19 protein-coding genes are annotated in these 19,106 nt (G+C 69.2%); 15 read left to right on the top strand and 4 right to left on the bottom strand.

Features of this window, described 5'->3' with window-relative positions:
- The 3 genes from D474_RS0102580 to D474_RS0102590 form a co-directional block, all read left to right on the top strand.
- A partial coding sequence (locus D474_RS0102580; protein ID WP_017612037.1) for an LCP family protein occupies positions 1 to 1,258 on the top strand: 1,258 nt, incomplete at its 5' end.
- 274 nt (positions 1,259 to 1,532) lie between these two features.
- Positions 1,533 to 2,249 (top strand): hypothetical protein, encoded by a 717-nt coding sequence (locus D474_RS0102585; protein WP_017612038.1) that lies wholly within the window; start codon positions 1,533 to 1,535, stop codon positions 2,247 to 2,249.
- A gap of 125 nt (positions 2,250 to 2,374) precedes the next feature.
- On the top strand, positions 2,375 to 3,166 hold the full coding sequence (locus D474_RS0102590) for a hypothetical protein (protein ID WP_026118104.1): 792 nt from the start codon (positions 2,375 to 2,377) through the stop codon (positions 3,164 to 3,166).
- Between the two features lie 88 nt (positions 3,167 to 3,254).
- Here D474_RS0102590 and D474_RS0102595 read toward each other — a convergent pair whose 3' ends face one another.
- Positions 3,255 to 3,464, bottom strand: coding sequence for a dodecin (locus D474_RS0102595; protein WP_017612040.1), 210 nt, complete (start codon positions 3,462 to 3,464; stop codon positions 3,255 to 3,257).
- A gap of 532 nt (positions 3,465 to 3,996) precedes the next feature.
- On the opposite strand from D474_RS0102595, the gene D474_RS32545 reads away from it, so the two are divergent.
- Positions 3,997 to 4,203, top strand: coding sequence for a hypothetical protein (locus D474_RS32545; protein WP_017612041.1), 207 nt, complete (start codon positions 3,997 to 3,999; stop codon positions 4,201 to 4,203).
- A 44-nt stretch (positions 4,204 to 4,247) separates the two neighbouring features.
- Here the strand turns inward: D474_RS32545 and mobA are convergent, their stop codons facing one another.
- Complete coding sequence (gene mobA, locus D474_RS0102605) at positions 4,248 to 4,853, bottom strand: molybdenum cofactor guanylyltransferase (RefSeq protein WP_051050908.1); 606 nt, start codon at positions 4,851 to 4,853, stop codon at positions 4,248 to 4,250.
- A 339-nt stretch (positions 4,854 to 5,192) separates the two neighbouring features.
- Positions 5,193 to 6,200: a GTP 3',8-cyclase MoaA gene (moaA, locus tag D474_RS0102610; protein WP_026118106.1), complete on the bottom strand. Its 1,008-nt coding sequence runs from the start codon at positions 6,198 to 6,200 to the stop codon at positions 5,193 to 5,195.
- A gap of 307 nt (positions 6,201 to 6,507) precedes the next feature.
- On the opposite strand from moaA, the gene D474_RS0102615 reads away from it, so the two are divergent.
- Positions 6,508 to 7,329, top strand: coding sequence for an alpha/beta hydrolase (locus D474_RS0102615; protein ID WP_017612044.1), 822 nt, complete (start codon positions 6,508 to 6,510; stop codon positions 7,327 to 7,329).
- Positions 7,330 to 7,387: 58 nt separating this feature from the next.
- Here D474_RS0102615 and yczR read toward each other — a convergent pair whose 3' ends face one another.
- Positions 7,388 to 8,848 (bottom strand): MocR-like transcription factor YczR, encoded by a 1,461-nt coding sequence (gene yczR / locus D474_RS0102620; RefSeq protein WP_017612045.1) that lies wholly within the window; start codon positions 8,846 to 8,848, stop codon positions 7,388 to 7,390.
- Positions 8,849 to 8,990: 142 nt separating this feature from the next.
- Here yczR and yczE point away from each other — a divergent pair, with 142 nt between their 5' ends.
- From yczE to D474_RS0102670, 10 genes are all read left to right on the top strand, one after another.
- Positions 8,991 to 9,683 carry a membrane protein YczE gene (gene yczE, locus D474_RS0102625; protein ID WP_017612046.1) on the top strand — a complete coding sequence of 231 codons (693 nt, stop codon included), beginning with the start codon at positions 8,991 to 8,993 and terminating at the stop codon, positions 9,681 to 9,683.
- A 405-nt stretch (positions 9,684 to 10,088) separates the two neighbouring features.
- Complete coding sequence (locus D474_RS0102630; RefSeq protein WP_017612047.1) at positions 10,089 to 11,894, top strand: glycoside hydrolase family 15 protein; 1,806 nt, start codon at positions 10,089 to 10,091, stop codon at positions 11,892 to 11,894.
- A gap of 86 nt (positions 11,895 to 11,980) precedes the next feature.
- Positions 11,981 to 12,265: a helix-turn-helix domain-containing protein gene (locus tag D474_RS0102635; protein WP_017612048.1), complete on the top strand. Its 285-nt coding sequence runs from the start codon at positions 11,981 to 11,983 to the stop codon at positions 12,263 to 12,265.
- A gap of 74 nt (positions 12,266 to 12,339) precedes the next feature.
- Positions 12,340 to 13,014 (top strand): uracil-DNA glycosylase, encoded by a 675-nt coding sequence (locus D474_RS0102640; protein WP_026118108.1) that lies wholly within the window; start codon positions 12,340 to 12,342, stop codon positions 13,012 to 13,014.
- A 723-nt stretch (positions 13,015 to 13,737) separates the two neighbouring features.
- Positions 13,738 to 14,583 (top strand): 2-amino-3,7-dideoxy-D-threo-hept-6-ulosonate synthase, encoded by an 846-nt coding sequence (locus D474_RS0102645; protein WP_026118109.1) that lies wholly within the window; start codon positions 13,738 to 13,740, stop codon positions 14,581 to 14,583.
- Complete coding sequence (locus D474_RS0102650) at positions 14,580 to 15,689, top strand: 3-dehydroquinate synthase II family protein (RefSeq protein WP_017612051.1); 1,110 nt, start codon at positions 14,580 to 14,582, stop codon at positions 15,687 to 15,689. The genes D474_RS0102645 and D474_RS0102650 overlap by 4 nt, the downstream gene beginning before the upstream one ends.
- Before the next feature lie 60 nt (positions 15,690 to 15,749).
- Positions 15,750 to 16,940, top strand: coding sequence for an FAD-dependent monooxygenase (locus D474_RS0102655; RefSeq protein ID WP_083931719.1), 1,191 nt, complete (start codon positions 15,750 to 15,752; stop codon positions 16,938 to 16,940).
- On the top strand, positions 16,927 to 17,724 hold the full coding sequence (locus D474_RS0102660; RefSeq protein ID WP_017612053.1) for an arylamine N-acetyltransferase family protein: 798 nt from the start codon (positions 16,927 to 16,929) through the stop codon (positions 17,722 to 17,724). Before D474_RS0102655 ends, D474_RS0102660 begins: the two co-directional genes overlap by 14 nt.
- Positions 17,725 to 17,756: 32 nt before the next feature.
- The gene (locus D474_RS0102665) at positions 17,757 to 18,248 is read left to right on the top strand and encodes a quercetin 2,3-dioxygenase (protein ID WP_017612054.1); all 492 of its coding nucleotides are present in this window, start codon (positions 17,757 to 17,759) and stop codon (positions 18,246 to 18,248) included.
- 135 nt (positions 18,249 to 18,383) lie between these two features.
- Positions 18,384 to 19,094 (top strand): alpha/beta fold hydrolase, encoded by a 711-nt coding sequence (locus tag D474_RS0102670; RefSeq protein ID WP_017612055.1) that lies wholly within the window; start codon positions 18,384 to 18,386, stop codon positions 19,092 to 19,094.
- Positions 19,095 to 19,106 lie beyond the last annotated feature (12 nt).

Genomic DNA, 19,106 nt, shown 5'->3' on the forward strand with positions numbered 1-19,106 from the left:
GATCGCGGTGGTCGTGCACTCCTGGGTGATCACGCGCCCTCCGGGGGGTTCGCGCGGGCTGCGCATGGGGGCGGGCGCCGTGGTGGCGCTGCTGGTGCTGACCATCGCGGTGCCCTCGGCCTACGCGCTGCACGCGGGTTACACCACCTACCAGACGGTCAGCGACGTGTTCGGTGACGACCAGGCCGGAGACCACGACGAGGCCGACCCGTGGGACGGCGCCGAACGCATGAACGTGCTGCTGTTGGGGGCCGACTCCGACGACACCCGCTACGGTGTGCGCACCGACACCATGATGGTGGCCAGCATCGACACCGAGACCGGTGACACCGTGCTCATCGGCCTGCCGCGAAACCTCGAGAACGTGCAGTTCCCCGAGGATTCCGAGCTGGCCGAGCGCTACCCCGAGCCCTACGGGTTCGATCTGCTGCTCAACGACGTCTACCAGGCGATCGCCGACGAGCCCGACGAGCTGGCCTTCGACGAGGAGGTGCGCGACCCCGCAGCGGACACCCTCAAGGACGTGGTCGGCCACAACCTCGACCTCGACGTGGAGTACTACGCCATGGTCGACATGATGGGGTTCCGCGACCTCATCGACGCCGTGGGCGGGATCGAGGTCCACATCGAGGAGCCGATCCCCTACGGCATGCAGGGCGGCGTCCTGGAGGAGGGCGACCAGCTCCTCGACGGTTACGAGGCCCTCTGGTACGGGCGTTCGCGCATCGGCAGCGACGACTACGGGCGCATGGGCCGCCAGGGTTGCCTGGTCAAGTACGTGGCCGAGCAGATCGACCCCACGACCCTGCTCACCAGCTACAGGGACCTGGCCGGCGCCACCCAGCGCACCCTGACCACGGACGTGCCGCAGTCCAAGGTGCCTGCCTTCGTCGACCTGGGCGAACGGGTCACCGAGACCGGGTCGATGAGCGCGCTGCAGCTCTCGCCGCCCCAGGTCAGCACCGCCGACCCGGACTGGGAAGAAGTGCAGGAACTGGTCGCCGATGCCATCGCCACCTCCACGGAGGAGAGCAACGGAGAGGGCGGTGACGACGTTCCGGGCGACGATCCCGAGAGCGACGCGTCCGGTGAGGGCTCGGGCGAGGTCCCCGAGGACGAGGCCGCGCCCGGGGAAGAAGGCACCGACGGAGAGTCCACGGAGTGGCAGGACTACACCGGTCTGGCCGAGCCCTCCCCGGCCGACCCGGGCCGCCAGGTGGGCGCCGAGGCCACCGACCTCGACGCGATCTGCCCCTGACGCCGGACCGGACCGGCACGGTCGGGGCCGGTGCTTCCACTGCGCCGGCCCCGACGTATGTGGAAACACATGTCGCCGTGTCCCGTGGCGCGTCCCGAGCGTCGTCCGGTGCGGCCCCTCTCCCGGCCCGTGACCGCCCGCACGGCCGCCCCCGGGGAGGACACTCGCTGCCCCGCGACCGGCGGGCACAAACCGGCGCCGCGCCCGCTGTCCGGAAGCGGTCGATCCACCGTGATCCGTTGTCCCACGGCGGGGGCCGTGTGATTCTGGCGCCGTGACCGCCGCGCAACTCTGGACCCTGGTCGCGCTCGGCGCCTTCCACGGCCTGCATCCCGGGATGGGCTGGCTGTTGGCCGTCACGCGCGGCCTGCAGGAGGGCGGACGTGCGCAGGTCCTGCGTTCGCTGCCGGCGGTGGGGCTGGGCCATGCGGGAGCCGTGGCGGTGGCGGCGGTGGCCATCACCGTGACCGGGTCGATGGCGGCCACGGTGCTCTTTCCCGTGGCCTGCGGCGCGGCGATCGTCCTGTACGGACTCTGGATGCTGCTGCGGCGGCGCCACTTCCACTGGTACGGGATCCGCATGCCGCTGTGGCAGGTGGGCACGTGGGCCTTCCTGATGTCGTCGGCCCACGGGGCGGGCCTGATGCTGTTCCCGGTGTTGGCCGGGCAGCTCACGCACGCACACCACGACCACGGCTCACACGGCGCACACGGCGTCGAGAGCGGCGGTTCCGGGGCAGCGGGCGAGGTGGAGACCGGCGCGGCCGCAGACTCCACCTGGAGCCTGTGGGACGCCACGTTCGTCGGGCTGGCCGCCACCGGGGTGCACACGCTGGCGATGGTGGGCGCTGCAGGCGTGGCAGCACTGATCGCCTACGACTTCTTCGGGGTGCACGCCCTGCGGTGGCGCGGGGTGACCATGGACCGCGTGTGGGCGCTGACGCTGGTTCTGGGCGGCCTGTTCGTCCTGTGGTCGGTCCTGAACCCGTGACCGGGGTGTGATCTGGGGAATATGTCGTGCATGCCGGAAATCTCTGCCCGGGGCCGCGGGTTGTCCGTGTGGAAGCCCGGGTCGGACCGCACAACGGCCGGCCCTGACCCAGGGAAAACGAGGTTATGACGCACAGAGCCGCCATGCCGCACCGCCGCTGGTACGGCCTCATCATCTCGGTCGCACTCCTCGGTGTGCTGTCCGTGATCGGGGTCATCGCCACCCGAGCGGCGATCGACCGGATCGACGTCGCCTTCCCCACCTCCACCCCATGGGGACCCGAGTGCTCGGTGACGGTCGGGGACGACCAGGTCCAGCTGGAGCGCGAAGAGGCCCAAAGAGCCGCCACCGCCGCCGTCGCGAACAACCAGGGCGCTGACTCCCCCGTCGAGACGCCCGACACCAGTGACATCCCCGACAGTGTCATGACGGTTCTGGAGGACGGGCCCGAGGACGACGCCGGGCCGTCGATGACCTGCCGATCCACGAAGAACCCGGACCTGGAGGTCGAGGAGGACCTGGAGCCGTCGGGCCTGACACCGCGCGCCCAGAACCTCAAGGAGGGCATCGAGGAGGTCTTCGCCGAGCCGAGCCTGGGCGGGTACGAGCCCGGCGGCTACGACACCGGCCACGGTGAGGATTCGGCGCACTACGACGGGCGCGCCATCGACATCTTCTTCCGTCCGGTCGACGAGGACAACCGGCGCGAGGGCTGGGTGATGGCGCACTGGCTCATCGCCCACGCCCCCGACTACGAGATCGACGTGATCATCTTCGACGACAAGATCTGGAGCACGTACGCCCCGTCGATGGGCTGGCGCCACTACGAGGCCGACCCCGACAACGAGGTCCTTCGCCACCTCGACCACGTCCACGTCGACGTCCAGCCGGGCGGGGAGCGCTCGGACCAGGCCTGACCCTGCTGCCGCGGCACACGAGGGGGACGGTCCGCACACCCCGTGCGGGCCGTCCCCCTCGTACGTCGGGGAGGTGGCCGGGAGACGGTCACTCCTCCAGACGGAACCCGACCTTCAGGCCCACCTGGAAGTGGGCGACCTCGCCGTCCTCGATGTGTCCGCGGACCTCGGTGACCTCGAACCAGTCCAGCCCGCGCAGCGTCGCGGAGGCACGGCCGACCCCGTTGCGGATCGCCTGGTCCACGCCCTCCTGCGAGGTCCCGACGATCTCCGTGACTCGATAGGTGTGGTCGGACATGGCAACCCCTCGTGTCGGTCGGTGCGCCGGCCGCCCGTGCGGCGGCCTCGCTCCCCTCCTTGCCCCGGCTCCCCGTCGGCCACACGGGCCCCTCGCTCACGCTCGTGCAGAACCCCCGGGACGCATCGGGGGCGCTTGACCGGGGCTTGCCCGGGGCCTGGGGCCCGATTCGGTCGTTCTTGACCCGCGCCGAAGCACGGACCCCCTGAGCAGGCGCCCACAAGTGCCGCCACAGGGCGATTCCGGCCACCCCGTGGGCCCGAAGCCCTTGCCCGGACGGGACTGTCCCGAGACTACGTCGTAACTGACTCTTGACGTACAGAGGGGGGCATCGGTGTACATTGGGATCAGCGCTTCGGTCCCCCGTCGAAGCGCGGGGCGATGTTTCGAGCCCCCGTCGGAACATCGCGCGCGGCGCCGGGTGGTTTGCCCCCGTAACCACCCGGCGCCGCTTTTTCGTGTGCCCGGTACGCTGCAGCCCGGATCCGGCGCACGGCCGTCGGAGGAAACGCATCGACACGAGGGGGCCGTCATGAACGCCACGGATCTGCAGTGCTCGCGGCGGGACTGCCGCGCCGGGGCCACCTGGGCGATCGTGTGGAACAACCCCAAGCTGCACACCCCGGAGCGCCGCAAGGTGTGGACGGCCTGCGACGAGCACCGCGATTACCTGGCCAACTTCCTGGACATGCGCGGGTTCCTGCGCGAGACGGTGCCCTGGGACGAGTTCGAGGGCTGAGGCGGACCCATGCACCGCGCGTGCAGCCCACCCCGGACCGGGGGTCAGCGCTCGGGCGGGCGCTCGCGGTCGGCACGGGCGCGGGCCAGGGACTCGGGGGTGTCGCAGTCGGCCACGGCCCGCTCGTCGGCCGGGCTCAGGAGCACCGGTTCCAGGGGGCCCAGCAGGCGGCGCAGGGACGCCCCGTCGTAGTGCTCGAGCGCACGGCGCAGCACTTCCGTGTGCCAGAGGCCGGTGAGCCATTGCGGGTGCCCCTCGGCGTCGCTGTAGACCGCGCCCGGCCCCGGCTCGGCAGCCTCCTCCAGGGCCGCCAGGTCGGCCGCGCGCAGGTGCGGCAGGTCTGCGGCGAGCAGCGCCGTACGCGGCGCCTGCACACGCGCCAGGCCCGCGCGCAGCGCGGGCACGGGGCCTCCCCCGGGCGGGTCCTCACGCACGTACTCGGCCGCCGGGCTGGAACGTTCCGGCCCGACCACGACCACGTGAGCTCCGGCGCTGTGGGCGCGCACGGCGGCCACGACCCCTTCCAACAGGGTGCGCCCGCCGACGACCAGGCCGGGTTTGTCGGCCCCGCCCATGCGTCTCGCTGCCCCGCCGGCAAGCACGACGGCGGCCGTTGCGGTCCTGTGAGGAGCGGGATCGGTGTCGTGCATGGTTCCAGGATGGCGCACCGGCCCGGACGAAGCTCCGGGCCGGTGGCGGCTCATCCCTCGACGCAGACGACCTGGCGCAGTGCGCGACGACCTCGACCGTGCACCCAGGGAACCCCGCCGATGTTGCGCAGCTGGCCCGCCGCCTGGCCGTCGACCCCTCGGGGTCGGCCCACATGCGGATGGGCACGCGGGTGCCGGCAACCTCCTGGTAGGACATCGCCGGTTCACCTCCTCCTTCGGGCGGGTGTGTGGGCGGCGCGGGGCCGGGGCGTCGCCCACATCGAGCCAGAGCCGGGGAGGAACAGCAACCGGTTTTCCTTCTGTCCCGACTTCTGCGGATCAGCCGCCGATGGCCGACATGGGCCGGGAGGGCTGCAGGAAGCTGGGATCGTTGATGCCGTGGCCGGGGAGCTTGGGTGCCACAGCGGCCTTCCAGCGTTCTGCGATCTCCTCGTCGGTGGCACCGTCGCGCAGCGGCGTGCGCAGGTCCGACTCCTCCCGTGCGAAGAGGCAGTTGCGCACCTGCCCGTCGGCGGTCAGGCGCACGCGGTCGCAGGCCCCGCAGAAGGGGCGGGTGACCGATCCGATGACACCGACGTTGGCGGGCTCGCCGTTGGGGAAGGTCTCGCCGGTGACGTGGAAGAGCTCGGCCGGGGCACTGCCGCGGGTCTCGGTGTCGGCCGGACGGAGGTCGAACTCGGCCTCCAGGGAGCGCAGGATCTCGTCGGCGGTGATCATGGTGTCGCGGCGCCAGCCGTGCTGGGCGTCCAACGGCATCTGCTCGATGAAGCGGAGTTCGTAGCCGTGGTCGATGCTGAAGCGCAACATGTCGGCGGCCTCGTGCTCGTTGAGGTCGCGCATGAGCACCGCGTTGATCTTGACAGGCGTGAGCCCGGCCTCGGCGGCCGCCGACAATCCGTCGAGCACGTCGTGCAGGCGGCGGCGCCGGGCCATCTTCTCGAAGACCTCCGGCTGGAGGGTGTCGAGGGAGACGTTGACGCGGTCCAGCCCGGCCTCGGCCAGGGCGGGCGCGGTTCGGGCCAGCCCGATGGCGTTGGTGGTCAGTGCGGTACGGGGCCGGGGGCCGAGCGCGGTGGTCCCGGCGAGGATGTTCGGCAGGCCGCGGCGCAGGAGCGGCTCACCACCGGTGAAGCGCACCTCGGTGATGCCAAGGCGGGTGACACCGATGTCGATGAGCCGGAGCAGTTCGTCATCGGTGAGCAACTCGGGCTTGGGCAGCCACTCCAGGCCCTCGGGGGGCATGCAGTAGGAGCACCTGAGGTTGCAGCGGTCGGTGAGCGACACTCGCAGGTCGGTCGCCACACGGCCATAGGAGTCGGCCAGCACGGGCGTCACCCTCTCCACTCTGAGCTCTCTCGGTCGGGTCGTTCGTTCTCTACCCGACCGAGCGCTACCCACTGTTCAACACAGATGATCCCATTTCACAGCGAGTAACGCATTTCGCGCCTTATGGCACAGTTCACGTCTATCGGGGGAACACTAGGGGCCGCTGAGAACTTCCGTGCCCTGTCGATCCCCGATCGTTACGCGCCCGACGCCTCGCCGCTCCCGCTTGCGGCCTCTAGAGTTCGTTCGGCAGACCCTGGGGCAGGCATGCTTCCAGACGAGGGAACGGACGAGGAGGCACCACACGGTGATCACCACACGCGAGTGGAGTATCGCGGGCGACCCCGCGGGCACGGCCAAGCTGGCCGCACGGGCCTGGGCCGCGGCCGGGAGCGAACCGACCTGGCTGGCGGTCCTGGTACACGGCTACGGCGAGCACCTGGGCCGGTACCACGCGGTCGCCGAGGACCTCATCGCCTCGGGGGCGGTGGTCTACGGTGCCGACCACCGCGGGCACGGCAACTCCTCCGGGGAACGGGTCCTCATCGACGACTACAGCGGTGTGGTCGAGGACGTGCACCGCGTCGTCTCCCAGGCCCGCACCGCCTACCGCACGCTCCCGCTGGTGCTCATCGGCCACTCCATGGGCGGGCTCATCGCGGCACGGTACGCCCAGGAGCACCCGGAGTCCGTCCGGGCACTGGTTCTCTCGGGCCCGGTCCTGGGCCGGTGGACCTCACTCGAGCAGCTGCACGCGGCCGAGGAGATCCCCGACGACCCGATCGACCCGTCCACGCTCTCCCGCGACCGCGCGGTGGGGCGCGCCTACGTCGAGGACGAGCTGGTCTGGCACGGCCCGTTCAAGCGGCCCACGGTCAACGGCATGATGACCGAGCTCGAGCGCGGGCGCGCGGCGGGCTCGATCGGATCGATGCCGCTGCTGTGGCTGCACGGCTCCGAGGACGCCCTGGTCCCGGTCTCAGACACGATCACCGGTATCGAGTCGCTGGGCGGCGAGGACGTGAGCGCACGCATCTTCCCAGGTGCCCGCCACGAGATCTTCAACGAGACCAACCGCGACGAGGTGCTGGCCGAGGTGACCCGCTTCGCCCGCCGCTTCTCGCTGTGAGCCCGGCGCCGGGCCGGTGCCGCGGCGGGTCCACCCCGCGGTCGGCCCGGCGCCGGTCTCAGACGTAGAGGCGGCCCCGAGGTTGGGACGGGTGGTCGAGCGCCTCGTCGTAGGCGGCGGCCAACCGGTCCACCGCATCGGCCAGCACGTCCGGCGGCTGCGTGTAGGACAGGCGCAGGTGGCGCTCCAGGGTCCCGTCGGAACCGAAGACCGGGCCGGCTGCCGGGTGCACCCCGTGCCGCGCAGAGGTCTCGGCCAGAGCGGTCGCCACGGGTTGGGGCAACGACACCCACACCACGAGCCCACCCGCGGGAACGCTGGGGCGCCACGACGGCAGACGCTCGCGCAGGGCCTCGAGCAGGGCGTCGCGGTTGCGGCGCAGCTGGCGGCTGCGTTCGGCACGGATGCGCAGCACGTCGGCGAGCAGGTGCGTGGCCATGAGCTGGTCGTGGACGGAGCCGGCCAGGTCGAAGCGTTGGCGTACCGCCATGAGCCGGGTGACCATCGGCGGGGGCGGGCGGATCCACCCCACCCGCAGTCCGCCCCACAGGAGTTTGGCCACCGACCCCACGGTCAGTACCCGGCCGTCGGTGTCGTGCGCGGCCGTCGGGGCGGGCAGGTCGCCGGAGTCGATGGCCAGTTCCGCGACGGACTCGTCGACGACCAGGTGGCTGCCGGCGCGGCGGGCCTCCCGGACCAGCACACGGCGTTCGTCGTCGTCCATGAGTGCCCCGGTCGGGTTCTGGAAGTCGGGCATCATGTAGGCCGTCGCGGGTTTCCACTGGCGGAAGGCGTCCACCAGGTAGTCCATGTCCCAGCCCTGCGGAGTCGCCCCGGTGCTGCGGATCCGGGCACCGCCCCTTCTCAGGGCGTCCAGGGCGTGCGGGTAGGTGGGCGATTCCACCAGCACGTCGTCGCCCTGCTGCACGAGTAGTTCCACGGCCATGGTGATCGCCTGCTGGGCCCCGTTGGTGACGAAGATCTGCTCGGGTGTGGTGGGAAGCCCCCGCTCGACGTAGCGACGGGCGATGGCGTGGCGCAGTTCCGGAAGCCCGTAGGGGTAGTAGCCGATCCCTCCGGTGTGGGCGGCGAGTTGTTGGGAGGCGTGGAAGGAGGCCTCGCGCAACCCGTCGACGGCCGGCGGCGCGGCAACCCCCATGTCGATGTGTTCGGTGGTGGGCGCGAACTGGGTCGGCCCCCTGGCCCCGGTGTCGGGCAGCACGGTCCAGCTGCCCGCGCCTTGTCTGCTGTCGAGGAATCGGTGGTCGCGCAACCACGCGTAGGCGGCGGTGACGGTGTTGCGGCTGACGCCCAGTGCGGCGGCCAGGTCGCGTTCAGCAGGGAGCCGGGTGTGGGTGGGCACGCGCCCGTCCAGGACCAGCCCGCTCACGGACCGGGCGATCGCGAGATAGTAGGGGCGTTCGACGGGGGCCGCCCCGATGAGCCGGGCCAGGAGCGGACCGTTGATGCGGCGGGTTCCGCCTCCGGTGCCCGGGCGGTCGGTGCGTTGCCTCGTCATGTGGGGGACTCCTCACCGAGAACGGTCCACTTTCGTGGATTGGCTCTTCAAATCCGACCTCTGAACGAGCCACTCTACCGATGTGGTCCGACGGAGGACTTTCATCCCACCATCCGACCTGCACCCGAAGGAGAGCCCGCCCGTGTCCGAACCGTCCCGCCGCCCGACGGCCCCGCCCCTGGTCGAGCGCCTGCTGATCACACCCGTACTCCCCCGGCCCCGGCTGCGCCGCCTCGCGCAGCTCTACGCAGGCCTGTACCTGTACGGGCTGAGCGGTGCCCTGCTGATCCGCTCGGACCTGGGCGCGATGCCCTGGGACGTGCTCCACCAGGGACTGTCCGAACAGACGGGTTGGACGGTCGGCACGTGGAGCATCGTGGTCGGAGCCCTGCTCATGCTGTTGTGGATCCCCCTGCGACAGAAGGCAGGTCTGGGCACGCTCAGCAACGTGGTCGTGATCGGGCTCTCGGTGGACCTGTCCCTGTGGCTGCTGCCCGAGACCGGCCTTCTGCCTCTGCGCGTGCTCCTGCTGGCCCTGGGCGTGCTGGTGTGCGCTGTGGCGACCGGTTGCTACATCGGCGTGGGGCTGGGCCCGGGTCCACGTGACGGCATCATGACCGGCCTGGCCTCCCTCGGCCTGTCGGTGCGCCTGGCCCGGACCCTCATCGAGGTGACGGTGGCCCTGAGCGGGTTCCTCCTCGGCGGCACGGTGGGCGTGGGGACCCTGGTGTTCATGGTCGCGATCGGCCCGCTGGCACAGGTGTTCCTGCCGAGGATGCGTATGCCCGAAGCACCACAGCGGCCGCCGGAACCGTCGGACCATCAGCCGTCCTGAGGACGGGCCCCGGGTCACCGGTCGATAACGTCTGCGGCGACGAAGCATCCCATATACCGACATACCTCGTGCATTCTCGGATGCACGTGCAATTGAGGGTGGCCAGCACCCTCCGAGGCGTGGAAGATGGAGCGCGGCGGAGACCGGCGTCCCCGTTACGGGTTCTGCCGTACCGATCTTTTCGGCTGCCCCCACCTGGGCACATATCCCGTGTGACGACGGGCGGCCAGGGGAGGCGGCCGTGTCCGAGACGGTGGCCCACGCCCGCCGGCGACCACGTGTGGCCGCCGGGAAGGACAGGGCCCCTCGAAGCGCGCACACCGGAGTGCGCGATGCGACCCGCGACGGCACCGACCACCCGGCCCGGCCGGGAGCGAAGCCCGGCGCAGTGACCATGACGACGTGATGGGGGTGAGCGGCGTGCCCGGATGGATCGAGGACTACGCACTCATCGGCGACATGCAGACCGCGGCGCTGATCGGTCGGGACGGGTCGGTCGACTGGCTGTGCCTGCCCGACTTCGACTCCTCCTCCTGTTTCACCGCGCTGCTCGGTGACGAACAGAACGGGTGCTGGACCATGCGCCCCGCCGAGGGTCCGCGCGAGGCCACCCGCCGCGGGTACCGGGGCGAGACGCTGGTCCTGGAATCGGAGTGGGAGACCGACACCGGAACGGTACGGGTCATCGACTTCATGCCCCCGCGCGGCGGCGCCCCGCACGTGGTGCGCATCGTCGAGGGCGTGCGCGGCTCGGTGCAGATGCACACCTCCCTGCGTCTGCGCTTCGACCACGGCCACGTCGTGCCGTGGATGCACCGGGCCGGGTCCGAGCTCGTGGCCATCGCCGGTCCGGACGCCGTGTGGCTGAGCGCCCCCGTCGAGCTTCAGGGCCACAACTTCACCCACGAAGCGACCTTCACCGTCACCGCGGGCCAGCGCATCCCCTTTGTGATGACGTGGCACCCCTCCCAGACCGAGGAGTCCGACCACCTGGACGCGGAGAAGGCCCTCTCGCGCACCCAGCTGTTCTGGCAGGACTGGTCCGCGCAGTGCTCCTACGACGGCCCCCACCGCGAGGCGGTCGTGCGCTCCCTCATCACCCTCAAGGCCCTGACCTACCGGCCCACCGGCGGAATCGTGGCCTCGCCCACCACCTCCCTGCCCGAGGAGATCGGCGGGGTGCGCAACTGGGACTACCGCTACTGCTGGCTGCGGGACGCCACCATCACCCTGGAGGCGCTGATCCGATCCGGGTACAAGGACGAGGCGTGGGCCTGGCGCGAGTGGCTCGTGCGGGCGGTGGCCGGCGAACCTCAGATCATGCAGATCATGTACGGGATCCGCGGCGAGCGGCGCCTGACCGAGTGGGAGGCCGACTGGCTGCCCGGATACGAGGACTCCCGCCCGGTACGGATCGGCAATGCGGCCGTGGGCCAGTACCAGCTCGACGTCTACGGCGAGGTCATGGACGTGCTCCACCTGGCCCGGCGGCACGGGATCCGCGGCGGCGACCACCTGTGGGGGCTGCAGCGTTCCCTCGTCAACTACCTGGAATGGTGCTGGGACGAGCCGGACGAGGGCCTGTGGGAGGTACGCGGGCCGCGCCAGCACTTCGTGCACTCCAAGGTCATGGCATGGGTGGCGGCCGACCGTGCTGTGCGCAGCATCGAGGAGTTCGGCAAGGAGGGCCCCGTGGAACGGTGGCGGGCCCTGCGCGACACCATCCACGCCGAGGTCTGCGAGTACGGGTACGATCCCCAGCGCAACACCTTCACCCAGTACTACGGCAGCAAGGAGCTCGACGCCGCCCTCCTGCTGATCCCCGAGGTCGGGTTCCTGCCCTACGACGATCCGCGTGTGGTCGGCACGATCGAGGCGATCCGCAAGGACCTCATGGTGGACGGTTTCGTCCTGCGCTACCGCACCGACCTGGAGACCTCCGCCGACCAGCTGCCCGGCGACGAGGGCGCGTTCCTGGCGTGCAGTTTCTGGATGGCCAACGCGCTGTTGTCCATCGGCCGCGAGGACGAGGCCAACGAACTCTTCGAACGCCTGCTGTCGCTGCGCAACGACGTCGGCCTGCTCGCAGAGGAATGGGATCCCCGGGCCGGCCGCCAGGTGGGCAACTTCCCCCAGGCCTTCAGCCACGTTCCCCTGGTCACGACCGCCCTCAACCTCCATACGCGCCGCGGTGCCTGGCGCGTGGACTGACCTCCGGGAAAGCCGGATGGGGTGAAGGAAGCGCCGAATACGGCATTCGCCCCCATCAGCAGGTGTGTGCGCTCTAACCTCGTGGCATGGGGGACCACGACGCGGGGCGAGAGCCGAACGAGAGCGGGCACACACACGGCTCGGCCGGGGGAACGACCGACTCAGGACAGGTCGCGGCCATGCTCACCGCTTCCGAGACCGCTGCCCTTCTCGGGGTCTCCACGATGACCGTCTACCGGCTGATCCGCAGGGGCGATATCACGGCTCTGCGGGTCGGTTCGGTGTACCGGATCCCGGAACGGGCGGCGCGCGCCCACCTCCGCGAGGTGCAAAGCGAACGGGAGGTGCAGCGTCGCCCCTCACGACGGTGACAATCCCCCCGCGTGGGGCCTTCGATGCCCCGAATCGGCCGTGACCACCCGGCTCGGACGCTAGTCTTCTGGCCATGTCGACACGGGACCTGAACGAAATCATGGACAGCGGGTGGGCCAAGGCGCTGGAGCCGGTGGCGCCCCAGATCGCCCAGATGGGGGACTTCCTGCGCCACGAGGTCGCCGAGGGCCGCACGTACCTGCCGTCGGGGCAGAACGTGCTGCGCGCTTTCCAGCAGCCCTTCGACGACGTTCGCGTGCTCATCGTGGGCCAGGACCCCTACCCCACGCCGGGCAACGCGGTGGGGCTGAGCTTCTCGGTGGCTTCGGACGTGCGGCTGCCGGCGAGCCTGCGCAACATCTTCAAGGAGATGCAGGACGACCTCGGCGTGCCGATGCCCTCCAACGGCGACCTCACGCCGTGGACCGGGCAGGGGATCCTGCTGCTCAACCGGGCGCTGTCGGTCGCCCCGGGCAAGCCGGGTTCGCACCGCAACAAGGGGTGGGAGACCATCACCGACCAGGCGATCCGGGCGCTGTCCGAGCGCGGCAAGCCCCTGGTGGCGATTCTGTGGGGCCGCGACGCCCGCAACATGCGCCCGCTGATGCCGGGTGTGCCGTGTGTGGAGTCCACGCACCCGAGCCCGATGTCGGCGCGTAACGGCTTCTTCGGTTCGCGCCCCTTCAGCCGCACCAACCAGATGCTGGAGGAGATGGGGGCGCCGCCGGTGAACTGGCAGCTCCCCTGAAAGAAATGGAAAGGGTGAGGTGCACCGCTCGTCGAATCACCACCCCGGCCGGAGCACGTGCGCCGGGTTCTGAAAGAGCAGCCCTGGCGGCATCTTGACCGTGCACCCCTCGACTCACCCGTGAACCTCCCTACAACGGAGCCCCAGTAGTACGTTCTGCCACCAGAACCGCTTCAGAAGGGGCTCCGTTGTCATGCCCATTGTTCGAAGACCCCGCCGCACGACTGCGAGTGGCGCCAATAAGGGCCGATGACGGCTGCGAAAGCGCCGTTGACCGGGTTGCGCGCTGATTCAGCCGGGATCATGGGCCGATTTCGGCCACAGAGACACGCGCGATCCTCTCGCGTGAAGTCCCTCGAATCGAAGCGGGTAACATTTTCGCAGTTCATAACCGCTGCAAGCACACCAGCGCCGCCGCAACCCGCCCATGTGATGCGTTGCACAAAGACCTACGGCGACAGATATGAATGGTCCTGCCGCATCCCCCCACTGCACTGGGAAGACGCGTTGAATCATCCTTTCACTGAAAAGTCAAGGCAAGCCCCGGGCGAGAACATTGCCAGTCTTGACTCTCCCGGCGTACTGCCCTCGTGGCCGCCAAGGAACGAATTCAATTCCCCTGGGACTGCGGTCGATGACCCTGCACTCCCAGACCTCGACCACCCGAAAAAATTCGCCCATGCACTCCCTTGCCTGTTCCCACCGACATGAAAATGGAGAAAAATGTTAGTGAACGGTTCATTCGCTCGTCGAATCCGGGCGCGCCGCCTTCACAGACATGCCGATGACCGGTTGCTCGTCGTTCCCCTGGACCACTCCGTCAGCGACGGTCCGATCACGGGTCGGCGAAGCCTCAACGACCTCGTGGGCACGCTCGCCATGAGCGGGGTGGACGCGGTCGTTCTGCACAAGGGGTCTCTGCGCTACGTCGAACACCAGTGGTTCACCCGAACCTCGTTGATCGTCCACCTGAGTGCGAGCACCGCACACGCCCCGGACCCCGACGCCAAGTACTTGGTCGCGGGTGTGGAGGAGTCGCTGCGTATGGGAGCGGATGCGGTGAGCGTGCACGTCAACATGGGCTCTTCCCAGGAAGAGCGGCAGATCGGCGACCTCGCCGCGGTCGCCGAATCCTGCGACCGGTGGAACGTGCCGTTCCTGGCCATGATGTACGCACGCGGTCCCGGCATCGATGACCCGCAGGACGAAGAACTGGTCGCTCACACCGCCTGTCTGGCCGCGGACCTGGGGGCCGACATCGTCAAGACGGCGCACGTCGGCGACCCCGCGGCGATGCGCGACATCATCCGCACGTGCCCCATTCCGTTGGTCACCGCCGGCGGTACCCGCCGCGAAGGCGCCGAACTGGACGGCTTCGTGAACCACGTGCTCAGCGCGGGTGCAGCAGGACTGGCAGTCGGACGCAGTGTGTTCCAGTCATCCGACCCCGGGGCCACAGCACACCATCTGGTCGAGCTCGTCCATCCCGGGACAGCTCAGCGCACCCCCGCCCACGACGATCCGCGCATCGCGGCGACGTCTCACCCCGAGGCAGGAGCAACCGTATGAAGCTGAGCTGGCTCGACATCCGGAGCCTGAACACCGACCTCAAGCACGCGATCACCGAGGAAGCGCTCCACCAGCGCATCGACGCGCTCGTCGCGGACGATCCGGCCGACTTCGACACGTTGCCGCCGACGGTGAAGAAGGTCCTGTTCCCTCAGGGCACCCCCCTGCCCGGTGATTTCGGCACCGCTGACCTGGTCATCGTCGATCCGGGCTCCCACGGGACCACCCCCGCCGAGCTTGCCGCTCACCACCCGGACACCGAGTTCGGACGATACGTCGAGATCATCGACGCCCCCACCCTCGAGGAGGCGTGCCAGGCTGCGCGCACCGAGCGTTGGAGTCTGCTCAGCTTCCGTGATCCGACCAAGATCCCCCTGGAGATCGTGATCGCAGCGGCCGCCCGTGCGACCGGAAGCATGATCACCATGGCCTCCGACATCGAGGAGAGCGAGATCATCTGCGGTGTGCTCGAGCACGGATCCGACGGCGTCATGATGGCACCGAAGGAGGTGGGCGAGGCCACCGCCCTCAAGGCCGCCGCGAACGATGACGAACCGGAGCTGGAGCTCGTCGAACTGACCGTGACGCGGACCCGACACGTGGGCATGGGCGAACGCGCCTGCGTGGACACCTGCAGCCACTTCGGGACCGATGAGGGCATCCTGGTCGGCTCGCACTCCAAGGGAATGGTCCTGTGCGTCAGTGAGACCCATCCCCTCCCCTACATGCCCACACGGCCTTTCCGGGTCAATGCTGGTGCCATCCACTCTTACACGCTCGGCTCGGACGAACGGACCAGCTATCTGTCCGAGCTCGAGGCCGGCAAGAAGGTGATGGCCGTGGACGTCAAGGGCCAGACCCGCTTGGTCACGGTCGGGCGGGTCAAGATTGAGACCCGCCCTTTGATCGCGATCGACGCCGTGGCCCCCGACGGGACCGGCGTCAATCTGATCCTGCAGGACGACTGGCACGTACGCGTACTCGGCCCCGGCGGCGTGGTCCTGAACAGCACCGAGCTCGAACCCGGCGACATCCTCCTCGGGTACCTGCCCAGCGAGGACCGCCACGTGGGCTACCCGATCGACGAGTTCTGCCTGGAGAAGTGACCGAAGACCGGTCGTGCCGCCTCGGTGGCACGACCGGTGGACCCGGACAGAGGGAGCATCATGCACATCGCTGTCGTCGGTGCTGGAATCGCCGGCCTGACGCTCGGGGCGGCGCTTTCCCGGTCGGGGATCCGATGCCGGATCTACGAGCAGGCCCCACGCCTGAGTGCAGTCGGCGCCGGGATCCAGCTCGCCCCCAACGCGGTGCATCCACTGCAACGGCTCGGTCTCACTGAGCACCTGCGCGCGGTCGGCACGGCGGTCCAAGCGATCGAGCGCCGACAGTGGAACGACGGACACGTGGTTTCGCGTACCCGGTTGGGGGCCGAGTGCCAGGACTTGTTCGGGGCGCCCTACTACACGCTCCATCGAGCCGATCTCCACCGGGGACTACTGGAACTGCTCCCGCGGGGGACAGTCAGCCTCGGCGCCGCCCTGACTGCAGCGGTGGAGCACAACCGGGGTGTCACGCTGCGCTTCGACGACGGTTCGACCGCAGAAGCGGACATGGTCGTGGGCGCCGACGGCATCCGGTCGAAGGTTCGTACGGCGCTCATCGACGATACGCCCGAGCCCGCCGGTAGGAACATCTACAGAGGCCTGGTCGACGCGAGCCGGTTCCCCGGCCTCGTCGCCGAGCCCAAGGTGCGTTTGTGGCTGGGTCGTGGGCAGCACGTGGTCTGCTACCCGGTCTCTGCGGGGCGGTCGATCAGCTTCGCGGCCACGATGCCGGGCGACCGGTGCTCGGCCGAGTCGTGGTCTGCGACCGGGAACGCCGAGGACTTGCGGAGCGCCTATCGCGGGTGGGACGCAGAATTGAGTGCCGTCCTCGACACCGTCGACGAGGTCGGATTGTGGTCCTTGCACGACCGCGCCCCGATCTCCCGTTGGAGCAGTGCTCGAACCACCCTCATCGGGGACGCGGCCCACCCCATGCTCCCGTTCATGGCTCAGGGCGCCAATCAGGCCATCGAAGATGCGGTCGTTCTGGCCGCCTGCCTGCGGCAGAACAGAGATCGCGCGCCGGAGGCGGCTCTGCGCCGTTACGAGGAGATCAGACTCGACCGCACCGCTCGTGTGCAGGAGGGCTCCAGAACCAGAGTGCCGGCCTTGCACGGCTCCGGAAGCCAGGCAGCGGGGCACACGCACCACGAGGGTGACACATCTTCGCTGGGCAGCCGGGCCTGGCTCTACGGATATGACGCCGAACGCGCCGTCGAGCAGAAGGAGGGCACGAATGGACACACCTGATGTCGAGGCCTACCTGAACCGGGTCGGGATGCCTGCGGCCAGCACCCCCGACGACCCCACCTTGATTGAACTCCACGAACGCCATCTCATGACCGTTCCGTTCGAGAACCTCGACTTCCACTACGGCACCAGCATTGCTCTCGGGCAGGCGGCGCTGGAGAAGGTCGTCCTCCGGTGGCGCGGCGGCACCTGCCGGGAGTTGAACGGGAGCACGTTCGCCGACCTGCTCCGGGCTCTGGGCTATCCGGTCACACTGTTGGCCAGCAGAGTCCACGGGGACGGCGGTCCGGGTACCGCTCTCGGGCACACTGTCATCCGGGTGGACGGGGAGGTCCCCTGGCTGGTGGACGTGGGTTTCGGCCGAGGAAGTCGGTATCCGCTCCGTATGGACCTGCGTACTGAACAGAAGGACCCGCACGGAACCTTCATTCTTGTGGAGGCACCACACGGTGACCTCGATCTGCTCTGCGACGGCAAGCCTGTCTACCGGATCGAAACACGCCCCCGAGAGCTGGAGGATTTCCTTCCGGTCTTGTGGTGGTACCAGAACTCTCCAGATTCACCGTTCGTGCGGCATCAGTTCTGTTCGCTGGTGACCGATTCGGGGAGAGTGACGTTGAGCGGTGACGTGCTGATCAGAACAGAGAACGGGCACCGCAACAAGTACTGGCTCAAAGATGAGGATGAGGTGCGCGACGCCTATCGCGATTACTTCAACATGACCCTCGACCGGCTTCCTCCCCACCCCGAGGCGGGCGTCGAGGGAATGCTGTCCGCCCCGTGAGCGACAAACCAGAAAACGAAAGGCCAGGACCGATGAGCACTGCAGAGAGCTCCGCCTCCGGGGCCATTCACGTACCCGCGTCGGAGGGCGAAACGGTGTGGTTGGCCGGAGACACCTACACGATCAAGGCACGCGGGGCGGTGACCGGCGCGGCTTTGTCCTTCATCGAGGCCACGGTCCCACCCGGGGCAGGCCCTCGTCCGCACATACACCACCGGGAGGACGAGGCCTATTACATCTTGTCCGGCGCACTGGAAGTTCTCGACGGGGACCGCACCTTCACAGCGTACCCCGGAGATTTCGTCTACATACCGAGCGGGACCGTGCACCGGTTCAAGAATGTCGGCCTGCACACGGCCCGGATGATTTTTCTGTTCACCCCGGCCGGATTCGAAGAGTTCTTCATCGAGGCGGGTGCTCCCGCACGGGCGGGCGAACCCGCCCCCGAGTCCCGAAGCCAGGAGGAGATGGACCATGTGGCGACCATCGCTTCTCGCTACTCCTGGACCCCTCCAACCGGGTGACACAAAAGCCCTCCTGAGGGCGAAGAGACCGATGCTGTTCCCATCCCCGGATCATTCAGGGCCGCGCACCGTCCAGCCGCCGAGTGCTGTGCGGCCCGGTCATCACCATATCTGTTCAGTAAGGAAGGGTCATACATGCAGTCAGTCTCCCGAGCCGCTCCGGTGGTTCTCGTTCCGGGCCTGTTCGGAACCCCGCGCCTGTTCGCAGAACAGGTACCGCAACTGTGGAGGAGCGGACCGGTGACCGTGGCCGGGCGGATGCAGCACGAGAATTTGTCGGACATCACGCGCGATCTCCTCGAGCAGGCTCCTCCGACCTTCACGCTCGTAGGACTCTCCCTCGGCGGATACGTGGCCTTCGAAGTCCTGCGCCAGGCTCCCGAACGGGTCGAGAAGCTGGCGCTCCTCGGCACCTCGGCCAGGCCGGACACCCCCGAACAGTCCGAGCGCCGTGCGGAACAGATCGCCTTCGCCGAGAACGGCGGCTTCGACGAGATCCCGGACCTGGCCTACCCCTCACTCGTGCATCATAGGAGGCAGGGAGACGACGCGCTGCGCGCGACGGTACGGGAGATGGCGCGGGAGACGGGGGCGCTCACGTTCGTGCGTCAGCAGCGCGCGACGATGTCCCGCCCCGACTCACGCCCCTTGCTGGCCTCGATCACCTGTCCGACCCTGGTATTGGTCGGCGCCGACGATGCGCTCATACCCCCGGAGATGTCGGCCGAGATCGCACGGGGGATCCCAGGTGCCCGCCACGTCGTCGTGCCCGAATGCGGCCACCTGAGCACACTCGAAGAACCTGGTCGGGTCTCGCGGGAGCTGGTCGATCTGGTCGAGTCCTGAGCCCCTGGCGGC

The sequence above is a fragment of the Nocardiopsis salina YIM 90010 genome, assembly GCF_000341025.1.
Classification (GTDB): domain Bacteria; phylum Actinomycetota; class Actinomycetes; order Streptosporangiales; family Streptosporangiaceae; genus Nocardiopsis; species Nocardiopsis salina.

What these genes read in the sequence shown, in the direction of transcription:
- D474_RS0102635 (WP_017612048.1), top strand. Translation starts at nt 11,981, where the DNA reads ATGGGGGACCACGACGCGGGGCGAGAGCCGAACGAGAGCGGGCACACA.
- D474_RS0102655 (WP_083931719.1), top strand. Translation starts at nt 15,750, where the DNA reads ATGCACATCGCTGTCGTCGGTGCTGGAATCGCCGGCCTGACGCTCGGG.
- yczR (WP_017612045.1), bottom strand. Translation starts at nt 8,848, where the DNA reads ATGACGAGGCAACGCACCGACCGCCCGGGCACCGGAGGCGGAACCCGC.
- mobA (WP_051050908.1), bottom strand. Translation starts at nt 4,853, where the DNA reads ATGCACGACACCGATCCCGCTCCTCACAGGACCGCAACGGCCGCCGTC.
- D474_RS0102670 (WP_017612055.1), top strand. Translation starts at nt 18,384, where the DNA reads ATGCAGTCAGTCTCCCGAGCCGCTCCGGTGGTTCTCGTTCCGGGCCTG.
- D474_RS0102650 (WP_017612051.1), top strand. Translation starts at nt 14,580, where the DNA reads ATGAAGCTGAGCTGGCTCGACATCCGGAGCCTGAACACCGACCTCAAG.
- D474_RS32545 (WP_017612041.1), top strand. Translation starts at nt 3,997, where the DNA reads ATGAACGCCACGGATCTGCAGTGCTCGCGGCGGGACTGCCGCGCCGGG.
- D474_RS0102590 (WP_026118104.1), top strand. Translation starts at nt 2,375, where the DNA reads ATGACGCACAGAGCCGCCATGCCGCACCGCCGCTGGTACGGCCTCATC.
- D474_RS0102660 (WP_017612053.1), top strand. Translation starts at nt 16,927, where the DNA reads ATGGACACACCTGATGTCGAGGCCTACCTGAACCGGGTCGGGATGCCT.
- D474_RS0102665 (WP_017612054.1), top strand. Translation starts at nt 17,757, where the DNA reads ATGAGCACTGCAGAGAGCTCCGCCTCCGGGGCCATTCACGTACCCGCG.
- D474_RS0102630 (WP_017612047.1), top strand. Translation starts at nt 10,089, where the DNA reads ATGGGGGTGAGCGGCGTGCCCGGATGGATCGAGGACTACGCACTCATC.
- D474_RS0102640 (WP_026118108.1), top strand. Translation starts at nt 12,340, where the DNA reads ATGTCGACACGGGACCTGAACGAAATCATGGACAGCGGGTGGGCCAAG.
- D474_RS0102595 (WP_017612040.1), bottom strand. Translation starts at nt 3,464, where the DNA reads ATGTCCGACCACACCTATCGAGTCACGGAGATCGTCGGGACCTCGCAG.
- D474_RS0102645 (WP_026118109.1), top strand. Translation starts at nt 13,738, where the DNA reads ATGTTAGTGAACGGTTCATTCGCTCGTCGAATCCGGGCGCGCCGCCTT.